This window comes from Streptosporangium sp. NBC_01639, assembly GCF_045209755.1.
Lineage (GTDB): Bacteria > Actinomycetota > Actinomycetes > Streptosporangiales > Streptosporangiaceae > Streptosporangium.
Genome location: NZ_CP109272.1, coordinates 3,266,006 through 3,282,279 on the forward strand (window position 1 = coordinate 3,266,006; position 16,274 = coordinate 3,282,279).

Annotated in this window: 14 protein-coding genes; 2 read left to right on the forward strand and 12 right to left on the reverse strand. The window is 73.2% G+C overall.

Features of this window, described 5'->3' with window-relative positions; genetic code table 11:
• Positions 1–47: 47 nt before the first annotated feature.
• The 12 genes from OHA77_RS14465 to OHA77_RS14520 all read right to left on the reverse strand — a co-directional run bounded on the left by OHA77_RS14465 (position 48) and on the right by OHA77_RS14520 (position 10,854).
• Positions 48–1,043 carry a hypothetical protein gene (locus OHA77_RS14465; RefSeq protein ID WP_406318627.1) on the reverse strand — a complete coding sequence of 332 codons (996 nt, stop codon included), beginning with the start codon at positions 1,041–1,043 and terminating at the stop codon, positions 48–50.
• A complete protein-coding gene (locus OHA77_RS14470; protein ID WP_406318628.1) occupies positions 1,040–1,741 on the reverse strand; it encodes a hypothetical protein in 702 nt (233 codons plus the stop codon). Before OHA77_RS14470 ends, OHA77_RS14465 begins: the two co-directional genes overlap by 4 nt.
• On the reverse strand, positions 1,711–4,491 hold the full coding sequence (locus tag OHA77_RS14475; RefSeq protein ID WP_406318630.1) for a hypothetical protein: 2,781 nt from the start codon (positions 4,489–4,491) through the stop codon (positions 1,711–1,713). Before OHA77_RS14475 ends, OHA77_RS14470 begins: the two co-directional genes overlap by 31 nt.
• 138 nt (positions 4,492–4,629) lie before the next feature.
• Positions 4,630–5,058: a flp pilus-assembly TadE/G-like family protein gene (locus OHA77_RS14480; protein WP_406318631.1), complete on the reverse strand. Its 429-nt coding sequence runs from the start codon at positions 5,056–5,058 to the stop codon at positions 4,630–4,632.
• On the reverse strand, positions 5,055–5,555 hold the full coding sequence (locus OHA77_RS14485) for a TadE/TadG family type IV pilus assembly protein (protein WP_406318632.1): 501 nt from the start codon (positions 5,553–5,555) through the stop codon (positions 5,055–5,057). Before OHA77_RS14485 ends, OHA77_RS14480 begins: the two co-directional genes overlap by 4 nt.
• A complete protein-coding gene (locus OHA77_RS14490) occupies positions 5,546–5,974 on the reverse strand; it encodes a TadE family protein (RefSeq protein ID WP_326820092.1) in 429 nt (142 codons plus the stop codon). Before OHA77_RS14490 ends, OHA77_RS14485 begins: the two co-directional genes overlap by 10 nt.
• On the reverse strand, positions 5,946–6,194 hold the full coding sequence (locus tag OHA77_RS14495; protein ID WP_326820091.1) for a hypothetical protein: 249 nt from the start codon (positions 6,192–6,194) through the stop codon (positions 5,946–5,948). Before OHA77_RS14495 ends, OHA77_RS14490 begins: the two co-directional genes overlap by 29 nt.
• Before the next feature lie 2 nt (positions 6,195–6,196).
• On the reverse strand, positions 6,197–7,132 hold the full coding sequence (locus OHA77_RS14500) for a type II secretion system protein (protein ID WP_326820090.1): 936 nt from the start codon (positions 7,130–7,132) through the stop codon (positions 6,197–6,199).
• The gene (locus tag OHA77_RS14505) at positions 7,125–8,012 is read right to left on the reverse strand and encodes a type II secretion system F family protein (protein WP_326820089.1); all 888 of its coding nucleotides are present in this window, start codon (positions 8,010–8,012) and stop codon (positions 7,125–7,127) included. Before OHA77_RS14505 ends, OHA77_RS14500 begins: the two co-directional genes overlap by 8 nt.
• Before the next feature lie 85 nt (positions 8,013–8,097).
• Positions 8,098–9,399: an ATPase, T2SS/T4P/T4SS family gene (locus tag OHA77_RS14510; protein WP_326820088.1), complete on the reverse strand. Its 1,302-nt coding sequence runs from the start codon at positions 9,397–9,399 to the stop codon at positions 8,098–8,100.
• The gene (locus tag OHA77_RS14515; protein WP_326820087.1) at positions 9,396–10,151 is read right to left on the reverse strand and encodes a hypothetical protein; all 756 of its coding nucleotides are present in this window, start codon (positions 10,149–10,151) and stop codon (positions 9,396–9,398) included. Before OHA77_RS14515 ends, OHA77_RS14510 begins: the two co-directional genes overlap by 4 nt.
• A gap of 1 nt (position 10,152) precedes the next feature.
• Positions 10,153–10,854 (reverse strand): hypothetical protein, encoded by a 702-nt coding sequence (locus tag OHA77_RS14520; RefSeq protein WP_326820086.1) that lies wholly within the window; start codon positions 10,852–10,854, stop codon positions 10,153–10,155.
• 402 nt (positions 10,855–11,256) lie between these two features.
• Here OHA77_RS14520 and OHA77_RS14525 point away from each other — a divergent pair, with 402 nt between their 5' ends.
• Both OHA77_RS14525 and OHA77_RS14530 read left to right on the forward strand, forming a co-directional pair.
• Positions 11,257–11,397, forward strand: coding sequence for a hypothetical protein (locus tag OHA77_RS14525; RefSeq protein WP_406318636.1), 141 nt, complete (start codon positions 11,257–11,259; stop codon positions 11,395–11,397).
• Between the two features lie 277 nt (positions 11,398–11,674).
• Entirely contained in the window at positions 11,675–16,255 is a 4,581-nt protein-coding gene (locus tag OHA77_RS14530) for an FtsK/SpoIIIE domain-containing protein (protein ID WP_406318637.1), read from the forward strand.
• Positions 16,256–16,274: the final 19 nt, after the last annotated feature.

Genomic DNA, 16,274 nt, shown 5'->3' on the forward strand with positions numbered 1-16,274 from the left:
TCATCCCGAGCCCCGGACGAAGGCCCCGGCCCTTGTGCCGTGACCGCTCATCCCGAGCCCCGGACCGTGGTCTGCACCTCGCCCACCTCGACGTCGCGGGTGGCACTGGCCTGGATCGGGTCGTAGGCGACGGGCACCACGTTGTCCTGCACCGCGACGTTCCAGACGGAGGTGACGGTCAGCGTGTAGACGTCGCGCGGCTGGTCGGCCGAGGCACGCCGGTAGGTGACGCCACAGGTGAACGTTCCACCCTTGGCGTACGGCGTGCCGGTCGGCCCGCAGCCGCCCCCCGCCTTGGCAGAGGCGGGGCCCGCGCCGGCAGGAGCGGAGCCCGCCTTGGCGGGAGCGGCGCCCGACCCCTTCACCTCGGCGCGGTCGTCGCTCGTCCCCGATTCGATCGTGAGGTCGCTCAGGGTGGCGACCACGGTCGCGCTCATGACCCCGGGCAGCGTCGCGGTCACCGACCTGGTGGTCTCACCGGCGTTGTCGAGCCAGACCCAGGTCGGCAGGTTGACGTAGCTCCTGACGTCCGGATTGAGCTTGATCTTCGGCTCCGGCACGGTCAGCGCGGCGCGGGCGATGTCGGCGAGTTCGGCGAGGGTGATTCCGCCCGGGGGTGTCGTGTTGGGCGGCACGAACACGTAGGTGTCCATCGACATCTGGCAGCTCAGTCCCTTGGGGTCGGACGAGTCGTGGGCGATCGTCCACCAGCGCCCCTCCTTGCCGAGCTTCTCCTTGAACGGCTCAAGCGTCTCCGAGCGCGACTTCGGCTCATACGGGTCGACGCGCGTCGTCTGCTGCTGGAACTTCATCATGCCCTCGGCGTCCTGAGCCGGCTCGTACCAGCAGGGGCGCTTGAGCCGATAGCCGTCGCTCTTCCCTCCCGCACCGTTCCCGCTGATGACGATCTGGGAGTTCTTCAGGCTGAGCCTGGACGTCCTCCCGTCCTGACTGCTCTGGACCTGGACGTCCTGGCTGCCACTGCCGCCACCCGGATCCGAGGCGAGCACCATCAGCCCCGCAACGACCACATTCATGATCATCGAACACATCCCTTCGCGGGTTCACTGGGGAGTTCGGCATGTTTGAGCAGTCTGATCCGCCAGATCCCGTCGTCGCCCCGCCGCAGCCCGACGAGCTGGAAGAAGGGCTCCCTGGTCCAGACGGGCTGTGCGCGGACCGCCTTGCCGGTCCCCGAGTCCAGGAGCCGCATCCCGGTCTCGTCCACACACGCGTGCAGCACCGCTCCACTGCCGGTGACGGAGCTGACGTTCAACGCGTACAGCCGGGAGGTCCCGCGCACCGACCTGCGCTGGTCGAGGAACTCCCCGACCCATCGGTGCGCGTCCGCGCTCGCGTCGTCCTGGACCGCCTTCAGATAGGCGGTGTCCTGGCCCCCGGTGACGACCGCCTTGAACGATCCGGCCCGGTAGTCGCGGAGGGCGTCGATCATCCCGGCGGTGTCCTGGTCGGCGATGACCGGCCGCTCGACCACCACCCGGACGCCGGGCGCGATCCGGACCGTCTCCGTCCTCGGCCCGGCCGGCTTCGTCGGGGCGACCACGGCCTGCCCCGACGCGCTCGGGTCCCCGGCAGGGAGGTCGGAGGGGGTGAACGGCCTGGGCTCCGGTGCGGAACAGCCCACCGAGACCAGCAGGGTCAGTGCGGTCACCGCCCGCACGGTCGCGGGCGCCCCGCCTGTCGCCCCGCTCATGCCGTCGGCGCCGATCGCATCCGCCACGAGGGCAGCAGCTCGTCGACGAGCGCCTCCGTCTCCGGCGCCATCCCGCCCCCGTCGGCATGGCCGGGGCGGCGGTGCAGGGCCTCGACCACGGCACGCATCCGGCCGGGGTCGCCGGTGAGGTGGGTGGCGCGTAGCAGGTCCCGCCAGAGCCCCTCGTCGTCGCCGGCCAGCAGCAGCCCGGCCCGCACCGCCGCGACGGCCTGGGAGGCCTCGTTGCCGGCCAGCCGTACCTCGCAGAGCCGGTGGGCGGCGTCCGCGACCCCGGCGTTCACGTCGTACTCCAGGTCGTCGGCGGCCAGCCAGGCGTACCGTCCGGGCGGGCGGCCGTTCAGCAGTGGGCCGCGCACCAGGTTCAGGGCCCTCTCCAGGAGTACGGCGCGCAGCGGGGCATCCACATGGGACCGGCGGACGAAGTCGCGGAAGAGCATCCAGTCGGTCCGCACCTCGGGCCCGAGACGCAACCGCCCCGACTCGTCGGTGAAGAGGTTGGGCCGCCCGGTGCTGTCGGTGCCCAGCCACGCGACGACCCGGGCGATCGTGGCGTCCCTGACCACGGCCTGCACGCCTCTCGGCCAGAGGATGCCGCCGAGCACGACGGGGTGGACGCCGCCCGGGTGGGTCGCCAGGTAGACGACGAGCTCGACGGCGATCGCGGCCCGCCCCTCCTCCAACGGCGACGGGCCGGTGATCTCGACCGGGCCGAGGATCCGCACCTCGATCGAGGGCGTCTGCGTGACCGGTTCCAGCTCCTCGGGCAGGGGCTCACCGTCGAGCCGCCCGGCCGTGTCGAACAGGTCGATCAGCGCCCGGTAGTGGCGGCGGGGCAGAAGCTGCGCGGTCACCTCGAAACCGAGCGCGTCCACGGTCGCACGACCGTCCTCGGTGATCTTCCAGTTCCAGGTGGCGTGCGGGACGTCGCCCGCCACCACGTAGCCGGCGGCCGTACGGACGCCCTTCCTGGCGAGCAGCGCGAGGCGGCGGCCTTCGTCGGCACTCGGGGCGACCGCGGACAGCACGTAGTGCGGGGACCAGATCGGGTCGGCGGCGCGGCCGTGGATCCGGCCGGTGAGCACGTCGCCGCCGTGGCCGCGCCCGCCGGCCGCGGCCTCCAGCTCGGGCAGCACCTCGGCCAGGCTGCCCGCGTAACGGATCCGGTCGGGGGCGATCACGGCCAGTTCCTCTCCGAACCCGACGAGCGTGACACGCATCCGGTCCGACCAGCGGTTGGTCGCCAGCTCCACCGCGAGCGCGGCGAGCGCGGCGGTGCTCTGTGCACCCGTCAGGCTGATCAACCCGTGCGCCGCCTCAAGGTCGACGAGCACCCGGCCTCCGTCGTTGGAGCCCAGCGAGACCAGGCCCGGGTACGGTGCGGGCGCCCCGGAGAGCGCCTGCTCGTCGAGCATCCGGCCCTCGTGGGCCGGCAGCCGCCACACCTGGCCGTCGTCGTGGGCGGCCCAGGGCGTGGGGGCGTCCCGATCGGGCGGGTGGATCCACAGGTCGAGGGTCCGCGAGGACAGGTGCGCGGCGTAGATCGTGGGCGGGACGCGGTTCTGGGCGGCCAGGGACCTGCCGAGGAGACGCAGCCCGATGTCCAGCATCCGGCTTCCCGGAGCGTCGGCGCCGAGCCGGAGCGCCAGCTCCGCCTGGGCCGCGTCGTCCCTCGGCCGGACGATCCGGTGCCCGAACGCCCGGTACCACAGTTGCTGCCTGCGTCTGCGGCCGAGCGCGGCCAGCAGCCCGGCCGCCGCCAGCGAGGCCCCCGCCAGATAGTCGAGCATCCCGGGTCCGGAGTCCTGCGCGGCGGGATCGGTGACCACGGCCGGCTCCCGGCCGTGGCCGCCGTTGCCGGGCCGGTGCTCGGTGACCGTCTCCCGGGGAGAACGTTGCTCCGCCGGACGGGACACCTCCGGCCGGACCTCCACCGGAACGTCCAGGCGATGGGGAGTGAAGGTCTGGGTGCGGCCGTCGAGCTCGGCCGGCCTGTCCGGGTGGTCCTTGAGCGTGGCGTCGCGGTGCTGGGTGGCCGGGACGATGTGGACGTTCCTCGCGTCATCCGGCATGTCCAGGACCCAGCCGGGCCTGATCAGGTCCGCCATGTGCAGGCGGCTGCCGTCAGGCTGTTCCTTGTGCTGGTTGAGGCGGTAGATCTCCGGATAGCGGCGGCCGTCACCGAGGCACTTGTCGGCGATCTCCCACAGGCTCTCGTGGTGCCGTCCGTGCGGCGGCTGCACCACGTAGACCTTCTTGGCCTTCTCCACGGGCACCAGCGGCGCCCGTTCCTCGGCGACCGGTGCGGACAGGGCGACGGAGGCGACGGCCGGGCGGTCGGCCGGCAGGCCGCCCGCCTTCGCGAGCGGTACGACGACCGCCGACACGGTGAACAGCAGCAGCACCGCGGAGACCAGCCGGTTGGCCAGCGCCTGGGTGCCTCCGGACAGCGGCACCCTGGCCGGCATGCCGACCCGCCGCAACCCCGCGTAGACCTCGACGACCACGCAGACGGCGAGCTGCAACCAGGCCAGCCAGACCAGCAGGACCAGGATCGCGATGATCGTCCCCGTGCCGACCTGGCTGGTCAGCAGGTCGATGTCGAGCAGCTCCGGCGGGATCGGCGGCCCGGCCAGCCGGAGCAGGGCGTAGGGGACCCCACCGAGGAGCCCGAGCAGCGCCACCAGCGCGCCGAACCCGGCGAGCAGATCACCGGCGGTGCGTCTGGGCCTGATGCGCATGGGCTGTCGCGTGGGCATGGGTTTCCCTCCCCGTCCAGATTCGTCGTCCTTCACCCGCTCGGCCAGCGCTTCGCGGCAATTGGTCTAGGGCGTTCGGCGCGGCCCGTCCCGCCCGCCCGTCCGGTCCGCCGGGACCGCCCCGGCCGCCCCGGGCCGTCAGTCGTCCTCCCCCGTGTCCGGACCGGCGGTGGCCTCGGCCTCCATTGCTGAGCCGGAAAAGCCGAAGGCGGCGAGGAAGAACGCCTTCCACGTCACGGAGACCCGTACGGTGACCTCGGCCTGGCCCCCGCCCGCCGTGCACTGGGCGAGCCGGACCTCGTCGACGGTGTGGGCCGAGACGATCTCCTCGGCCTTGCCGCAGGCGGTGCCCTCGTCCAGCAGCCGGGCCTGTCCGGTGGCGCGCAGGTGCTCCTCGTCGATCTGGTCGGCGGCCGACCGGGCCGCCTGCTCGGCGATGTCGGCCGCCCGCAGCCGCGCGTTGATCGCGGCCCCGCCGTCGACCAGGAGCCCGGCCAGCAGGAAGACGGCCACCGAGAAGATCACCGTGAAGACCGACATCGACCCCCGGTCACCGGCGCGGTTCAATCCTCGACCCTCCGGTACTGCTCCAGCGGGACCACCGAGTCGCCCCTCATGTCCTTGGCGGCGCCGAACCCGAGGAAGTCCAGATCCAGCGAGCAGGTCACCTCGGCCCGGACCTGGCCGCCCTCCTCCCATTTCGAACCGGCCAGGCTCACCTCGGGCGTGCAGTCGCCCGACAGCGACTCCTGGGCCGCCGCGTCGGCGGCGGCCTCGGCGTCGGACATGGTGCGCTCGACCGAGGCGGCCCTGGCGGCGTCCCTGGCCGCGCCGTTGACCTCGCCCTGGGCCTCCACCATCCGGCCGGCGCCGACCAGGAAGAGCAGGAAGAGCAGGAAGACCGGGGCCAGCAGCACCGTCTCGGCCGTCAGCGACCCGCGCTCGGCGCCGTGCCACGGCCCCCGGTGCCGCGCTCCCCCGTGCCGCGCGGACGCGGGCCGTACCCGCCGGTGCCGCGTACGTCCGCGGCTCCGGCCGGAGGGGGGCGGGGAGGTCACGGGCATCCCTCGCTCCCGTCGTCGGGGCGGAAGCACTCGATCGGGCCGCCGAACCGCGAGGTGATGGTGAACGTCGTGGACGGCAGCAGCGGGACGACCTGGACCGCCGTCGCGGTGATCTCGACGCCTCGCTGGTCGCCCTCCTCCCAGGCCGTGACGGTGGCGCCGTCGAGGAGCTTCGGGCCGACGGCCTTGAGCACCTCGTCGGCCCGCGCCGTGGCGTCGCCCTCCCAGGAGTCGGTGTCGACCCGGGCGAGCCGGGCTCCCTCCCGGGCGGCGGCGTCGGTCACCTGCCGCCCGTGGAACCAGAGGGCGAACTGCACGACGAGCAGGATGACGGCGAGCACCACCGGCATGATCATCGCCAGCTCGATGACGGCGGCGCCCCGCTGCCGGTTACGGCTCTCCGTCGCCACCCTGGTCACCTCCGCCACCTCCGCCGCCGAACTGGGAGGAGATCTCGTTCTGCTTCCCTTCGACCAGGGTTTTGATGAGCGTGGCGAGACCGAGCGCGACCCCGGCGATGATGGCCGTGATGATGACCCACTCGACGGCCGAGGCCCCCCGGGAGGGGGCGTTGCGCGCCTTGTCGATCCGTACGCTCAGGAAGGCGGTCGTATAGACGATCCACGGGTGGCTCAGCATGGTCAGGACCCCAACATCTTCATAGCGGCCGGAAAACTGAGAAAGATCACAAAGCCGGCGCAGAGCAGGAGCTGGGCGACGAGCATCGACTGGGAGCGCTCACCTGCCTGTCCCTCCACCTCGGCGAGTTCGCGGCGCCGCAGGGTCGCGGCGCGGGCGGTGAGGGAGGCGCGGACCTTGGCGCCGTCGTCGGCGACCAGGCCGAGCGCGGCGGACAGGTCGCGCAGCTCGTCCACGTTGATCTCGTCACCGAGCTGCCCGAGGGCCTGCCAGGGAGTGATGCCGACGATCCGGGCGTTGCCGAGCGCCTCGCGGATCCGGGTCATCGCCCAGTTGACCCCCTCGTCGCCGGCGTCCGGGGTGCCCACCGAGACCGCCATCATCAGCGCCTCCGGCACACCGCGCCCGCCCGCCAGGTTCATCGCGACGAGGTCCAGGAAGGCTCCGACGACGTGCCGGAAGTCCCGGCGCTTCCGGGCGGCGTCCCGTTTGATCTGCAGGTCGGGCAGGACGAAGAAGACCCCGGCGACGGCCAGGGCCGCCCAGAGCGGGATCGCGAGCGAGATGCCCAGCTCCATCAGCACCAGCCAGCCGACCAGCAGCGGGAACGCCAGCAGCCCGGACACGGCCAGCAGCACCTTGGTGGCCAGGAATCCCTCGAACGATCTGCCGAGCAGGGCCAGGTCCGCCTTGGCGGAGTGGGCCTCCCAGCCCCGGGCCGCGTAGAAGTGCGCCAGCCGTACGCCCAGCCTCCGCCGGAAGGCGCTGACCTCCTCGTCGGGCAGGATGAGCTGCATGCGCGGGACGGCCGTGCCCTCCCTGGCCGCGTCGAGCGCCAGCAGCCGGGTCACCAGTCCCGGCCTGGCCGGGAACAGCGCCCGGACCAGCAGGAATAGGCCCAGTCCGAGCAGCCCTCCGGCGAGCAGGGGTTCAGTCATCGCGCACCTCGCCTCCGGAGGGCAGGCCCAGTATGCGGGCGGGCTTGTCGAAGCGGGCCAGGCGGCGCATCCAGGCGAACCCGGCGCCGAAGAACCCGGCGACCACCACGAGGACGGCCTGGCCGAGAGCGTTGTCGTACTCCTCGACGTAGGAGGGGTTGAACACGACCAGCGAGACGGCGAAGGCGATGGCCGTACCGACCACGATCTGCACGCTGCGACGCGTGGAGCGGCGCTCGGCCTCGACCCGCCGGCGCATGTCGAGCTCTTCCCGGGCGGAGACGGCGAGTGCGCCGAGCACCTCGCGCAGGCCGGGACCGCGCAGCTTGGAGTTGAGGATCAGCGCGGCCACGACGAGGTCGGCCGAGGGGTCGTCGAGCTCCTCGGCGAACAGCCGGAGCGCGTCGGGCAGCGGCATCCGGGTGTGCAGGCGATCCACCAGCGCGAGTAGGTGCGGGCGGAGCATGGGCGCCGCGGCCCGGATCGAGGACGGGATCGCCTGCTCCAGGCCCGCTGCCCCGGCGATGGTGTCGCGGAGCGACTCGGTCCAGGCGGCCAGTCCCTCCAGCCGCCGCATCGCCGTACGCTCCTCGGCGGCGCCGCCGGACAGGCCCCGCCATCCCAGGGCGAGGAGAACGGCTCCCACCGCCATGACCGGCCAGCCGGTCACCACCAGCACCAGCACTCCCGCGACGGCACCGGCCGCGAACCGGGTGGACAGGGCCCGGACGAACGCGCGCCGGCCGGCCTTCCGCCCCGGGGCGGCGGGGCGGGGACGCGTGCCGTACAGGGCGAGGGCGAGCAGGAACAGCCCCGCGCCGACCGCCGCGCCGGCCAGCAGCGTCAGCGGGTCGAAGAGCCCGGGCGGGACGGGGATCACAGCCGGCCTCCCCGGGTGTACGGCACAGGCGGGACGGAGATCACGGCGGACCTGCCCCAGAGGTACGGCACGAGCGGAACGGGGATCATGACCAGCCCCCCGGTTCGTAGCCGTAGTGGGCGAGCTCCTCCATGCAGGACAGGGGGGCGTGCGGCAGCACCCGGCCGTCGGGGGAGAGCGCGAACACCTCCGAGGAGAGCACCCGGCCGTCCACGCCCGCCACCTCGCGCACGCTCGACACGAAGCGGCGCAGCCGCCCGCCCGCGGCGTACTCGTTGCGCTTCTCGATGAAGACCACGAAGTCGATCGCGCCGGCGATGAGCATGTGGGTCGCGTCGATCGGCAGGCGTTCGGCGGCCTGGAGAGCGTAGGTGGCGATGCGGTTGAAGACCTCCATCGAGGAGTTGGCGTGGATGGTGGAGAGCGAGCCGTCGTTGCCCTGGGTCATCGCGTTGAGCATGGTGACGATCTCGTCGCCGAGGACCTCGCCGACGATCACCCGGGACGGGTTCATCCGCAGCGAGCGGCGGACCAGCTCCGCCATGGTGATCTCGCCCTGGCCCTCGGAGTTGGGCAGCCGCTGCTCGAAGGCCACCACGTTGGGATGGAGCTCGGCGAACTGGTCGAGACCGAGCTCCAGCGCGCGTTCCACGGTGATCAGCCGTTCGGACGGCGGGATCTCGTTGGCCAGCGCGCGCAGCAGGGTCGTCTTGCCCGCGTTGGTGGAGCCGGAGATCATGATGTTCTTCCTGGCCGCCACCGCCGCCGAGAGGAAACGGCCCACCTCGGGGGTGAGCGTGCCGTTTCCCACCAGGTCGGTGAGGAAGACCTTGCCCAGCCGGGAGCGGCGGATGGAGACGGACGGGCGGATCGTCACGTCCATCACCGCCGACAGCCGGGAGCCGTCCGGCAGGCGCAGGTCGAGCTGGGGGTTGGCGGTGTCGAACGGCCTGCTGGACAGGCCGCTGTAGGCGGCGAGGATCTGGATCAGCTCGACCAGCTCGTCGTCGGACTCGGCCACCGGCTCGCGCATGATCTCCTGGCCGTCGGCGTAACCGACGAAGACCCGGTCGCAGCCGTTGATGTCGATGTTCTCGACCTCGGGGTCGTCCAGCAGCGGCTGCAGGCGGCCGACCCCGAACAGCGCCGCGTGGATCCCGGCGGCGAGCGCCTCCTCCTCCTCGGCCGTGGGCGGGGTCCGGCCGACGCCGATCTCGCCGCGCGCGAACTCCTCCAGCACCTGCGCGATCAGCGCGCGGGCGAACTGGCGCTCGTCCTCACCGCTCATCGGCACCAGGCCGCTGGCCTGGTCCAGGCGGCGCTGGTGGGCCAGCCGGTCGCCGACCTCCTGCCGGAAACGCTTCACCAGCGTGTGGTCGATGGTCATGCGGCGGGCTCCGGGGCGCGGACCTGGGCGGCCAGACGGCCCGCGAGCTCGCGGGCGGTGCGGATCAGCAGGGAGCGGTCCAGACGGCCGCCCCACTGGCCGCGCAGCAGCTCCGCGCCCTTGGGGTCGTGGGCGAGCCCACTCACGAAGGCGACCTCCCGGCCCGTGGTGGCGACGATCCGGCGGACCTCGTCGATCGTCGTGCGGTACTGCCTGGGGTCGGCGATCACCACCACCCCGACCTGCGGGGTCCGGGGCATGATCTGCAGGCGTTCTCGCAGGTGGGCGACGTGGTCCAGGCTCGCTCTGGTGAACAGCACCACCATCGCGGCCTCGGCCGTCAGCTCGGCCGTCTCGGGGTGCGCGCCGAGGCGGCCGCAGTCGGCCAGCACGTCGGCGTGCGGCAGCGCGGCCAGCGCCCGGCCGAGCGGGCTCCAGAGCCAGGTCAGTCCGGCGGCCTGCTCGCCGTGGGTCAGCCCGGCCAGCACGTCGAGACCTCCCACGATCTTCTGGGTGTGCTCGTGGATCTGGTCGGGCTGCAGGCCGCGGCGGGCCATGGCACCCAGGGTGAGCAGGCCGCGGGCGGGATTGAGCACGCCGCCGTCGGCGGCGGGGAGGCGGTAGGCGATGTCCCCGCCTGCCGGGTCGCACTCGGCGAGCAGCACCGGGCGCGGCCAGATCGCGCCGAGCGCGGTGGCCGCCGTGGTGACGCCCGGCGCCCCCTTGTCCGCAGCCAGCACGATGAGAGCCACGTCAGCGCGCTCCCGGCAGCTCGGCCAGGGCGATCTCGCCGTTGGAGGCGTAGGCGGTGATCGTCGGCGACACCGTGGCGTCCACGATGATCGTCACCTGGCCGGACGAGCCGCTCTTGCCCGAGCCCCCGACGCTGTCGACGAGGGCGGCCTGTGCGAGCACGCGACTCTGCGTGTCGGCCGTCCCGCCGCGGCCCGGCACGTGGACGACCTGGACCCGGTCGCCCTGCGTCAGCTTCGAGGGGAGCTGTCCGGGCTTGAGGGCCAGACCCACCCGCGCCTTGCCCGGGCCCAGCTCCTCGCTGGAAGAGACGACCATCTCCCTGGTCAGGAGGGTGCCGGGCAGCAGGGTGACGCGGGCGTAGTTCTCGGCGACGCGGGGGCGGTCCGTGTAGGAGACGTAGCCGATGCCGGTGTCGGCGATCTGGACCTCCTGCATGGCGGCCAGCGGAATGCGCTGGCCGGTGCCGACCTGCTGGACGATCTGGATCGCGGCGACCCGGTCTCCGCTGCGCAGGACCAGCAGCGTGGTCGCGAGGGCGCCGCCCAGAATGAGCAGCAGGGCCAGAGCCGCGAGCGCGGGTCTGCGCTCGCGTGGGGGGACGGGGAGTTTGCGTGACGCCGGTCCGGAAAGGGCGCCCGCCGAGCCTTGCCGCTCGGCGTTCACCGGCGGACGGCCTGCTGGCTTCTCGCTGGTCCTCATGGGCAGGGGGTCTCCCAGAGTGATCACAAATATGGGAACTACTGGTTGAATTTACGCCATTATGCGCACCATGCCGATGAACTGGCGGACAAAAGCCAGGACCCATGCTCGTTTGATAGGAAGGATTCTGTCAACGTCGCCATGGAGAAAACTGGCGGACCGGATAGGTGACAGGCCACTTATCCGGGTGATAAGGGACAAGATTGGCTCGCGTAACAACCCACCAATATTTACACATGCCATTACCGCGGAAGTCGTATTTCCCCACTCCGCAGCGGGAGGATCGCGCGCCTCCCATACCTTCCGCCCTGTTCGGACGGGGAAAATCCGTCGGCCTCCGCCATCTCGCTCCGAGCGCACATGGAGCCAGACGTATCAGGCTTTTCGGACAGGGATTCGGTCATGGCGTTCGTTCACGGCGGCATCGAACGCGATGATCGGGAACCCGGGGAGGCGTCCGGAGCCACCTCCGGGACCGGCGGGGCGCAGGGCCGTCCGCAGGAGGCCCGCGCACTCCGGGCCGGGCCCCGAACCCGGCGCTGAACCCGGTCCCGGACCACGACCCGGCCCCGGCGGGACACGCCGGTGTCCGGCCGGGTTTTCCACAGCCTCGTACGGTGAACTCCCCACCTCTTTGGCGCCTTGAATCCACATAAGCCCATTAAGAACGGCATAGCCGGTCAACTTCCCCCGACAGTTGTCCACAGGCTGACATGTTTTCCACATACCTGCCGCTGCGCCGTGGGATTGCCGCAAACAGCTCCTCCTGGACCGTTCCCACTCTGTACCTTGGACCCGGGTCGACCCGAGGAGAGCGGCGATGCGGATCATGCTCACCGTGCTCAGCGAGCACACCGACCGCGATGTCGTGGTCGAGGGCGACGAGACGACCACGGTGGCGCGGCTGGCGGAGTCGCTGGCCGGACAGGCCGGCGAGCGGCCGACCAACGTGGTGCGGCTGACCCGGAGCAAGGCCCCCTACGGGCTGGGCCACGACTCTCCCGGCGCCACGCCTCCGACGCTCTGGCTGGACGGCCGCCCGCTGGATCCCGACGCCCCCGCGCTCGGCCTGCTCCGCGACGGCGACCTCGTCACCCTCGACCGCGATCTGGCCGGAGCCACGGTGGCCGAGGAGCCCGGCGGCATCGTCGAGATCCGGGTGGTCGGCGGGCCCGCCGCCGGGTCCGTGCACCGCCTCAGCCTGGGCGTCCACACCATCGGCTCCGACCCCGCCTGCGCGGTGGCCGTCCCGGACCGGCGACTGCCCGGCCAGGCCGCCGTGATCAGGCTCACCCCCGACGCCATCACCGTGGAGCCCGTGGCGGGAGCCGACCCCCTCCTGGACCGCGACCCCCTCGAAGGGCCCGCGCCGTGGCCTGAGCACGCCGTGCTGACCTGCGGCGCGACCGTGCTGACCCTGAAGGCCGTGGAGCCCCCCGACGCGCACCTGGACGCCCAGCCCGACGGAGGACTCGCCTACAACCGGCCACCCCGGCTCCGCGCCGCGGGCGGCGGGCGGCGGTTCGAGGTCCCCGCCGAACCGAAGCGCGCCGAGACCATGCGGCTGCAGCTGCTGACCGCGTTCCTGCCCGCCGGGCTCGGGGTGGCCATGGCGGTGGCGCTCAAGACCTGGTACTACCTGCTGTTCGCGCTGATGACCCCCCTGATCATGATCGGTCAGTGGTGGAGTGACCGGCGGCACGGGCGCAAGCAGTACCGCCAGCAGGTCAAGCAGTACAAGGAGCGGCTGAAGACCTTCGAGGCCGCGGTGGAGGAGGCCCGCGCCGCCGACGAGGCCGAGCGCCGGGCCGCTGCGCCCGACCCCGCCGAGCTGCTGCTCACCGCGACCGGCCCCCGCCGGCGGCTGTGGGAGCGCCGCGACCACGACCCCGACGCGCTCCGCCTCCGGGTCGGCCTCGCCGACCTGCCCGCCGGCATCGAGTTCGCCCCGGAACGCTCCGCCGCGGCGGACACCCCGCTGCCCGACCCCCCGGACTGCCACGCGGCGCCGGTGGCGCTGGCGCTGCGCCGCCTGGGCGTCGCCGGTCTGACCGGGCCGCGGCAGACGACGGCCGGGCTGGCCCGCTGGCTGGTCGGCCAGGCCGCCGCCCTGCACAGCCCCCGTGACCTGGCGATCGTGGTGCTCTGCGCGCACGGCGACGGGGACGAGCGATGGAACTGGGTCCGCTGGCTGCCGCACTGCGCCCCGCACGGCGGCGAGGACTGCGTGGCACTGGTCGGAGCCGATCCGGAGGCCGCCGCCCACCGGGTGAGCGAACTGACCGCGCTGATCGACGGACGGCTCGGCGAGGAGGACGGCCCGTTGATCAGAACGGGCCGCGTCCCGACCGGCTGGGGCGACCTCGGCGGCGGCCCGGAGAAGACGGAGGCCGCCCCGGTCTACGACGAGCGCCCCTACGACGTGCTGGTCGTCCTGGACGGCGCCCAGGTCCTGCGCGCGCTGCCCGGCATGCCGCAGGTGCTCCGCCAGGGCCCCCGGGCCGGCGTCTACACCCTGGCCATCGACGACGACCAGCGGCTGCTGCCCGAGGAGTGCGCCACCGTCGCCGACGTGACCGCCGACGGCCGCCTGCGGCTGCGCGGCGGCGGCCTGGACGACCTCGGTGAGATCCTCGCCGACCAGGTCTCGGCCACCTGGTGCGACCGGCTCGCCCGCGCCCTGGCCCCGATCCGCGATGTGAGCAGGGATGACGCGAGCCTCACCCTGCCCTCCTCGGCACGGCTGCTGGAGCTGCTGGAGCTGCCCTCGGTGTCCGGCGCGGCCCTGGCCGGGCGCTGGGGCCGTACCACCGAGGCCGTGATCGGGATCGGCCCCGACGGCCCCTTCACCGTCGACCTGCGCCTGGACGGCCCGCACGCGCTCATCGCGGGTACCACCGGCGCGGGCAAGTCGGAGCTGCTGCAGACGCTGATCTGCTCGCTCGCCGTGGCCAACCGGCCGGACGAGATGACGTTCGTGCTGATCGACTACAAAGGCGGGGCCGCCTTCAAGGAGTGCGTACGGCTCCCGCACACGGTCGGCATGGTCAGCGACCTGGACGGCCACCTGACGCAGCGGGCCCTGACCTCCCTGGCCGCCGAGATCCGCCGGAGGGAACGCCTGCTGCTGGCCGCCGGGGCGAAGGACATCGAGGACTACCACGAGCTCCGTGACGCGCAGACGGCCCGCGCCTCCCGCGACCTCCTCGTCGCCGGTGGCAGGACGCCGGCCAGGCCCCTGCGCGGGCGCGCCGAACCTCCGGTGGCGCTGCCCAGGCTGGTGCTGGTCATCGACGAGTTCGCGGCCATGGTCAGCGAGCTGCCCGACTTCATGACGGGGCTGGTGGACATCGCCAGACGGGGTCGTTCGCTCGGCATCCACCTCATCCTGGCGACCCAGCGGCCCGGCGGTGTGGTCACCGCCGACATCCAGGCGAACACCTCGCTGCGGATCGCGCTGCGGGTGACGGAGGCGGCCGAGTCGGCCGACGTCATCGGCCGTCCGGAGGCCGCACACATCCCCAAGTCCGCCCCCGGCCGGTGCTATGTGAAGTCGGGCGCCGGCGCGGCGACCGCCGTGCAGACCGCCAGGATCGGCGGCCGGAGCCCGGGAAGCCTCACCGGCGTCAGGGCACGGGTGACGGAGGTCGGCTGGCGGGCTCTGGGCCGGTCCCCGCTCGCACCCGAGGCGGCCGCCGAGGGGGCACCCGTCACCGACCTGTCCATCCTCGCCGACGCCCTGGCCGACGCCGCCCGGGTCGCCGGGGTGCCGGACCAGCCCAGTCCCTGGCTCGAACCGCTCGGCGACCTCGTGGTCGCCCCCGGACTCGCCGATCCGCCCGGTGGCGCGCCGCCGTACCGGGCCGGGATCGAGGAGGTTCCGCCGCTGGTGTTCGGGGTGACGGACCTGCCGTGGGCGCAGGAGCGGCGGGCACTGGCGCTGGACCTCGCGCACGGCGGGCACCTGCTGCTCGCGGGTGCCGCACGGAGCGGACGGTCCACCGCGCTGCGCACGCTGGCGGGGGCGATCGCGGCGGGGGCGTCCCCGCAGGACGTGCACGTGCACGCGATCGACTGCGGCTCGGGGGCACTGCTGCCGCTGATGGCGCTGCCGCACTGCGGGGCGGTGGTGACCCGCGACCAGTTCGACCGGGTGGAGCGGCTGCTGGCGCGGCTGCGCGCCGAGATCGGGCGACGGCAGCAGCTGCTCGCCGAGGCCGGATACGCCTCGCTGGCCGAGCTGCGCGCCGTCTCCGGAGGGCCGCGGCTGCCCTGGCTGGTGCTGATGCTCGACCGATGGGAGGGGTTCGTCGCCGCGTTCGAGGGCTACGACTACGGGCGGCTGATCGAGTCGCTGATGCAGCTCCTCCGGGAGGGCCCGGCGGTCGGGCTGCGCGCCGTGGTGACCGGCGACCGGTCGGCGCTGATCGGGCAGATCTCCACGGTCTTCGACGACCGGCTGATCATGCGCCTGGCCGACCCCGCCGACTACGGCCTGGCCGGGCTGCCCGTCAGGGACCTGCCCGCCACGCTCGCCCCCGGCCGGGCCCTGGCGACCGGCGAGTACGGCATCGCCGAGAGCCAGATCGCCCTGCTCTGCGACGACCCCTCCGGCCCGGCCCAGGTCGGCGCGCTTCAGGCGCTGATCCGGGCGGTGCCCACCCGCTTCCCCGGGAGCGCGGCGGAGTCCGGCGGGTGGGTCGGGGACTCCGAACCGCCCCTGCGGGTCGACGCGCTGCCGATGCGGATCACCGCGGCGCAGGCGATGGAGCTGGCCCCCTCCTTCACGCCTCCCTCGCCCCTGTGGGCGCTCCTCGGCGCCGGGGGCGACTCGCTGGCCCCGCTCGGCGTCGATCTGCTCGCCCACGGGCCTGGCGCGATCGTGGCGGGCCCGCCCAGGTCCGGCCGCTCCTCGGCCCTGCTGACCGCCGCCCACTCCCTGCTGGCCCAGGGCACGCCGGTGGTCCTGGTCACCCCCCGGCGCAGCCCGCTGCGCGCGATGGCGGACGCCCCGGGGGTGCTGGCCGTGCTCGATGCGGACGGCGACCTGACCGGGGCCGTGGCGGGACAGGAGCGCTATGTGGTGATCGTCGACGACGCCGAGTTGATCTCTCCGGACAGTCCTCTCGGCACCGCCCTGGAGCAGGTGCTCCGGAGCGGCCGCGACGGCGAGCACGGCCTGATCGTCGGAGGCGTCACCGGCGACCTGACCACCGCGTACCGCGGTTTCGCCGCCGAGGCCCGCAAGGCCCGCACCGGCCTGTTGCTGTCGGCGCAGAGCCCCGCCGACGGAGACCTCTTCACCATCCGGCTCCCCCGCGGCGCGGTCGGCGGCCCGCCCGGCCGTGGCCTGCTGGTCGTCCTGGGGTCGGTGACCCCCGTCCAGGCGGCCGTCACATGACGGATCGCCCGTGCCGGGT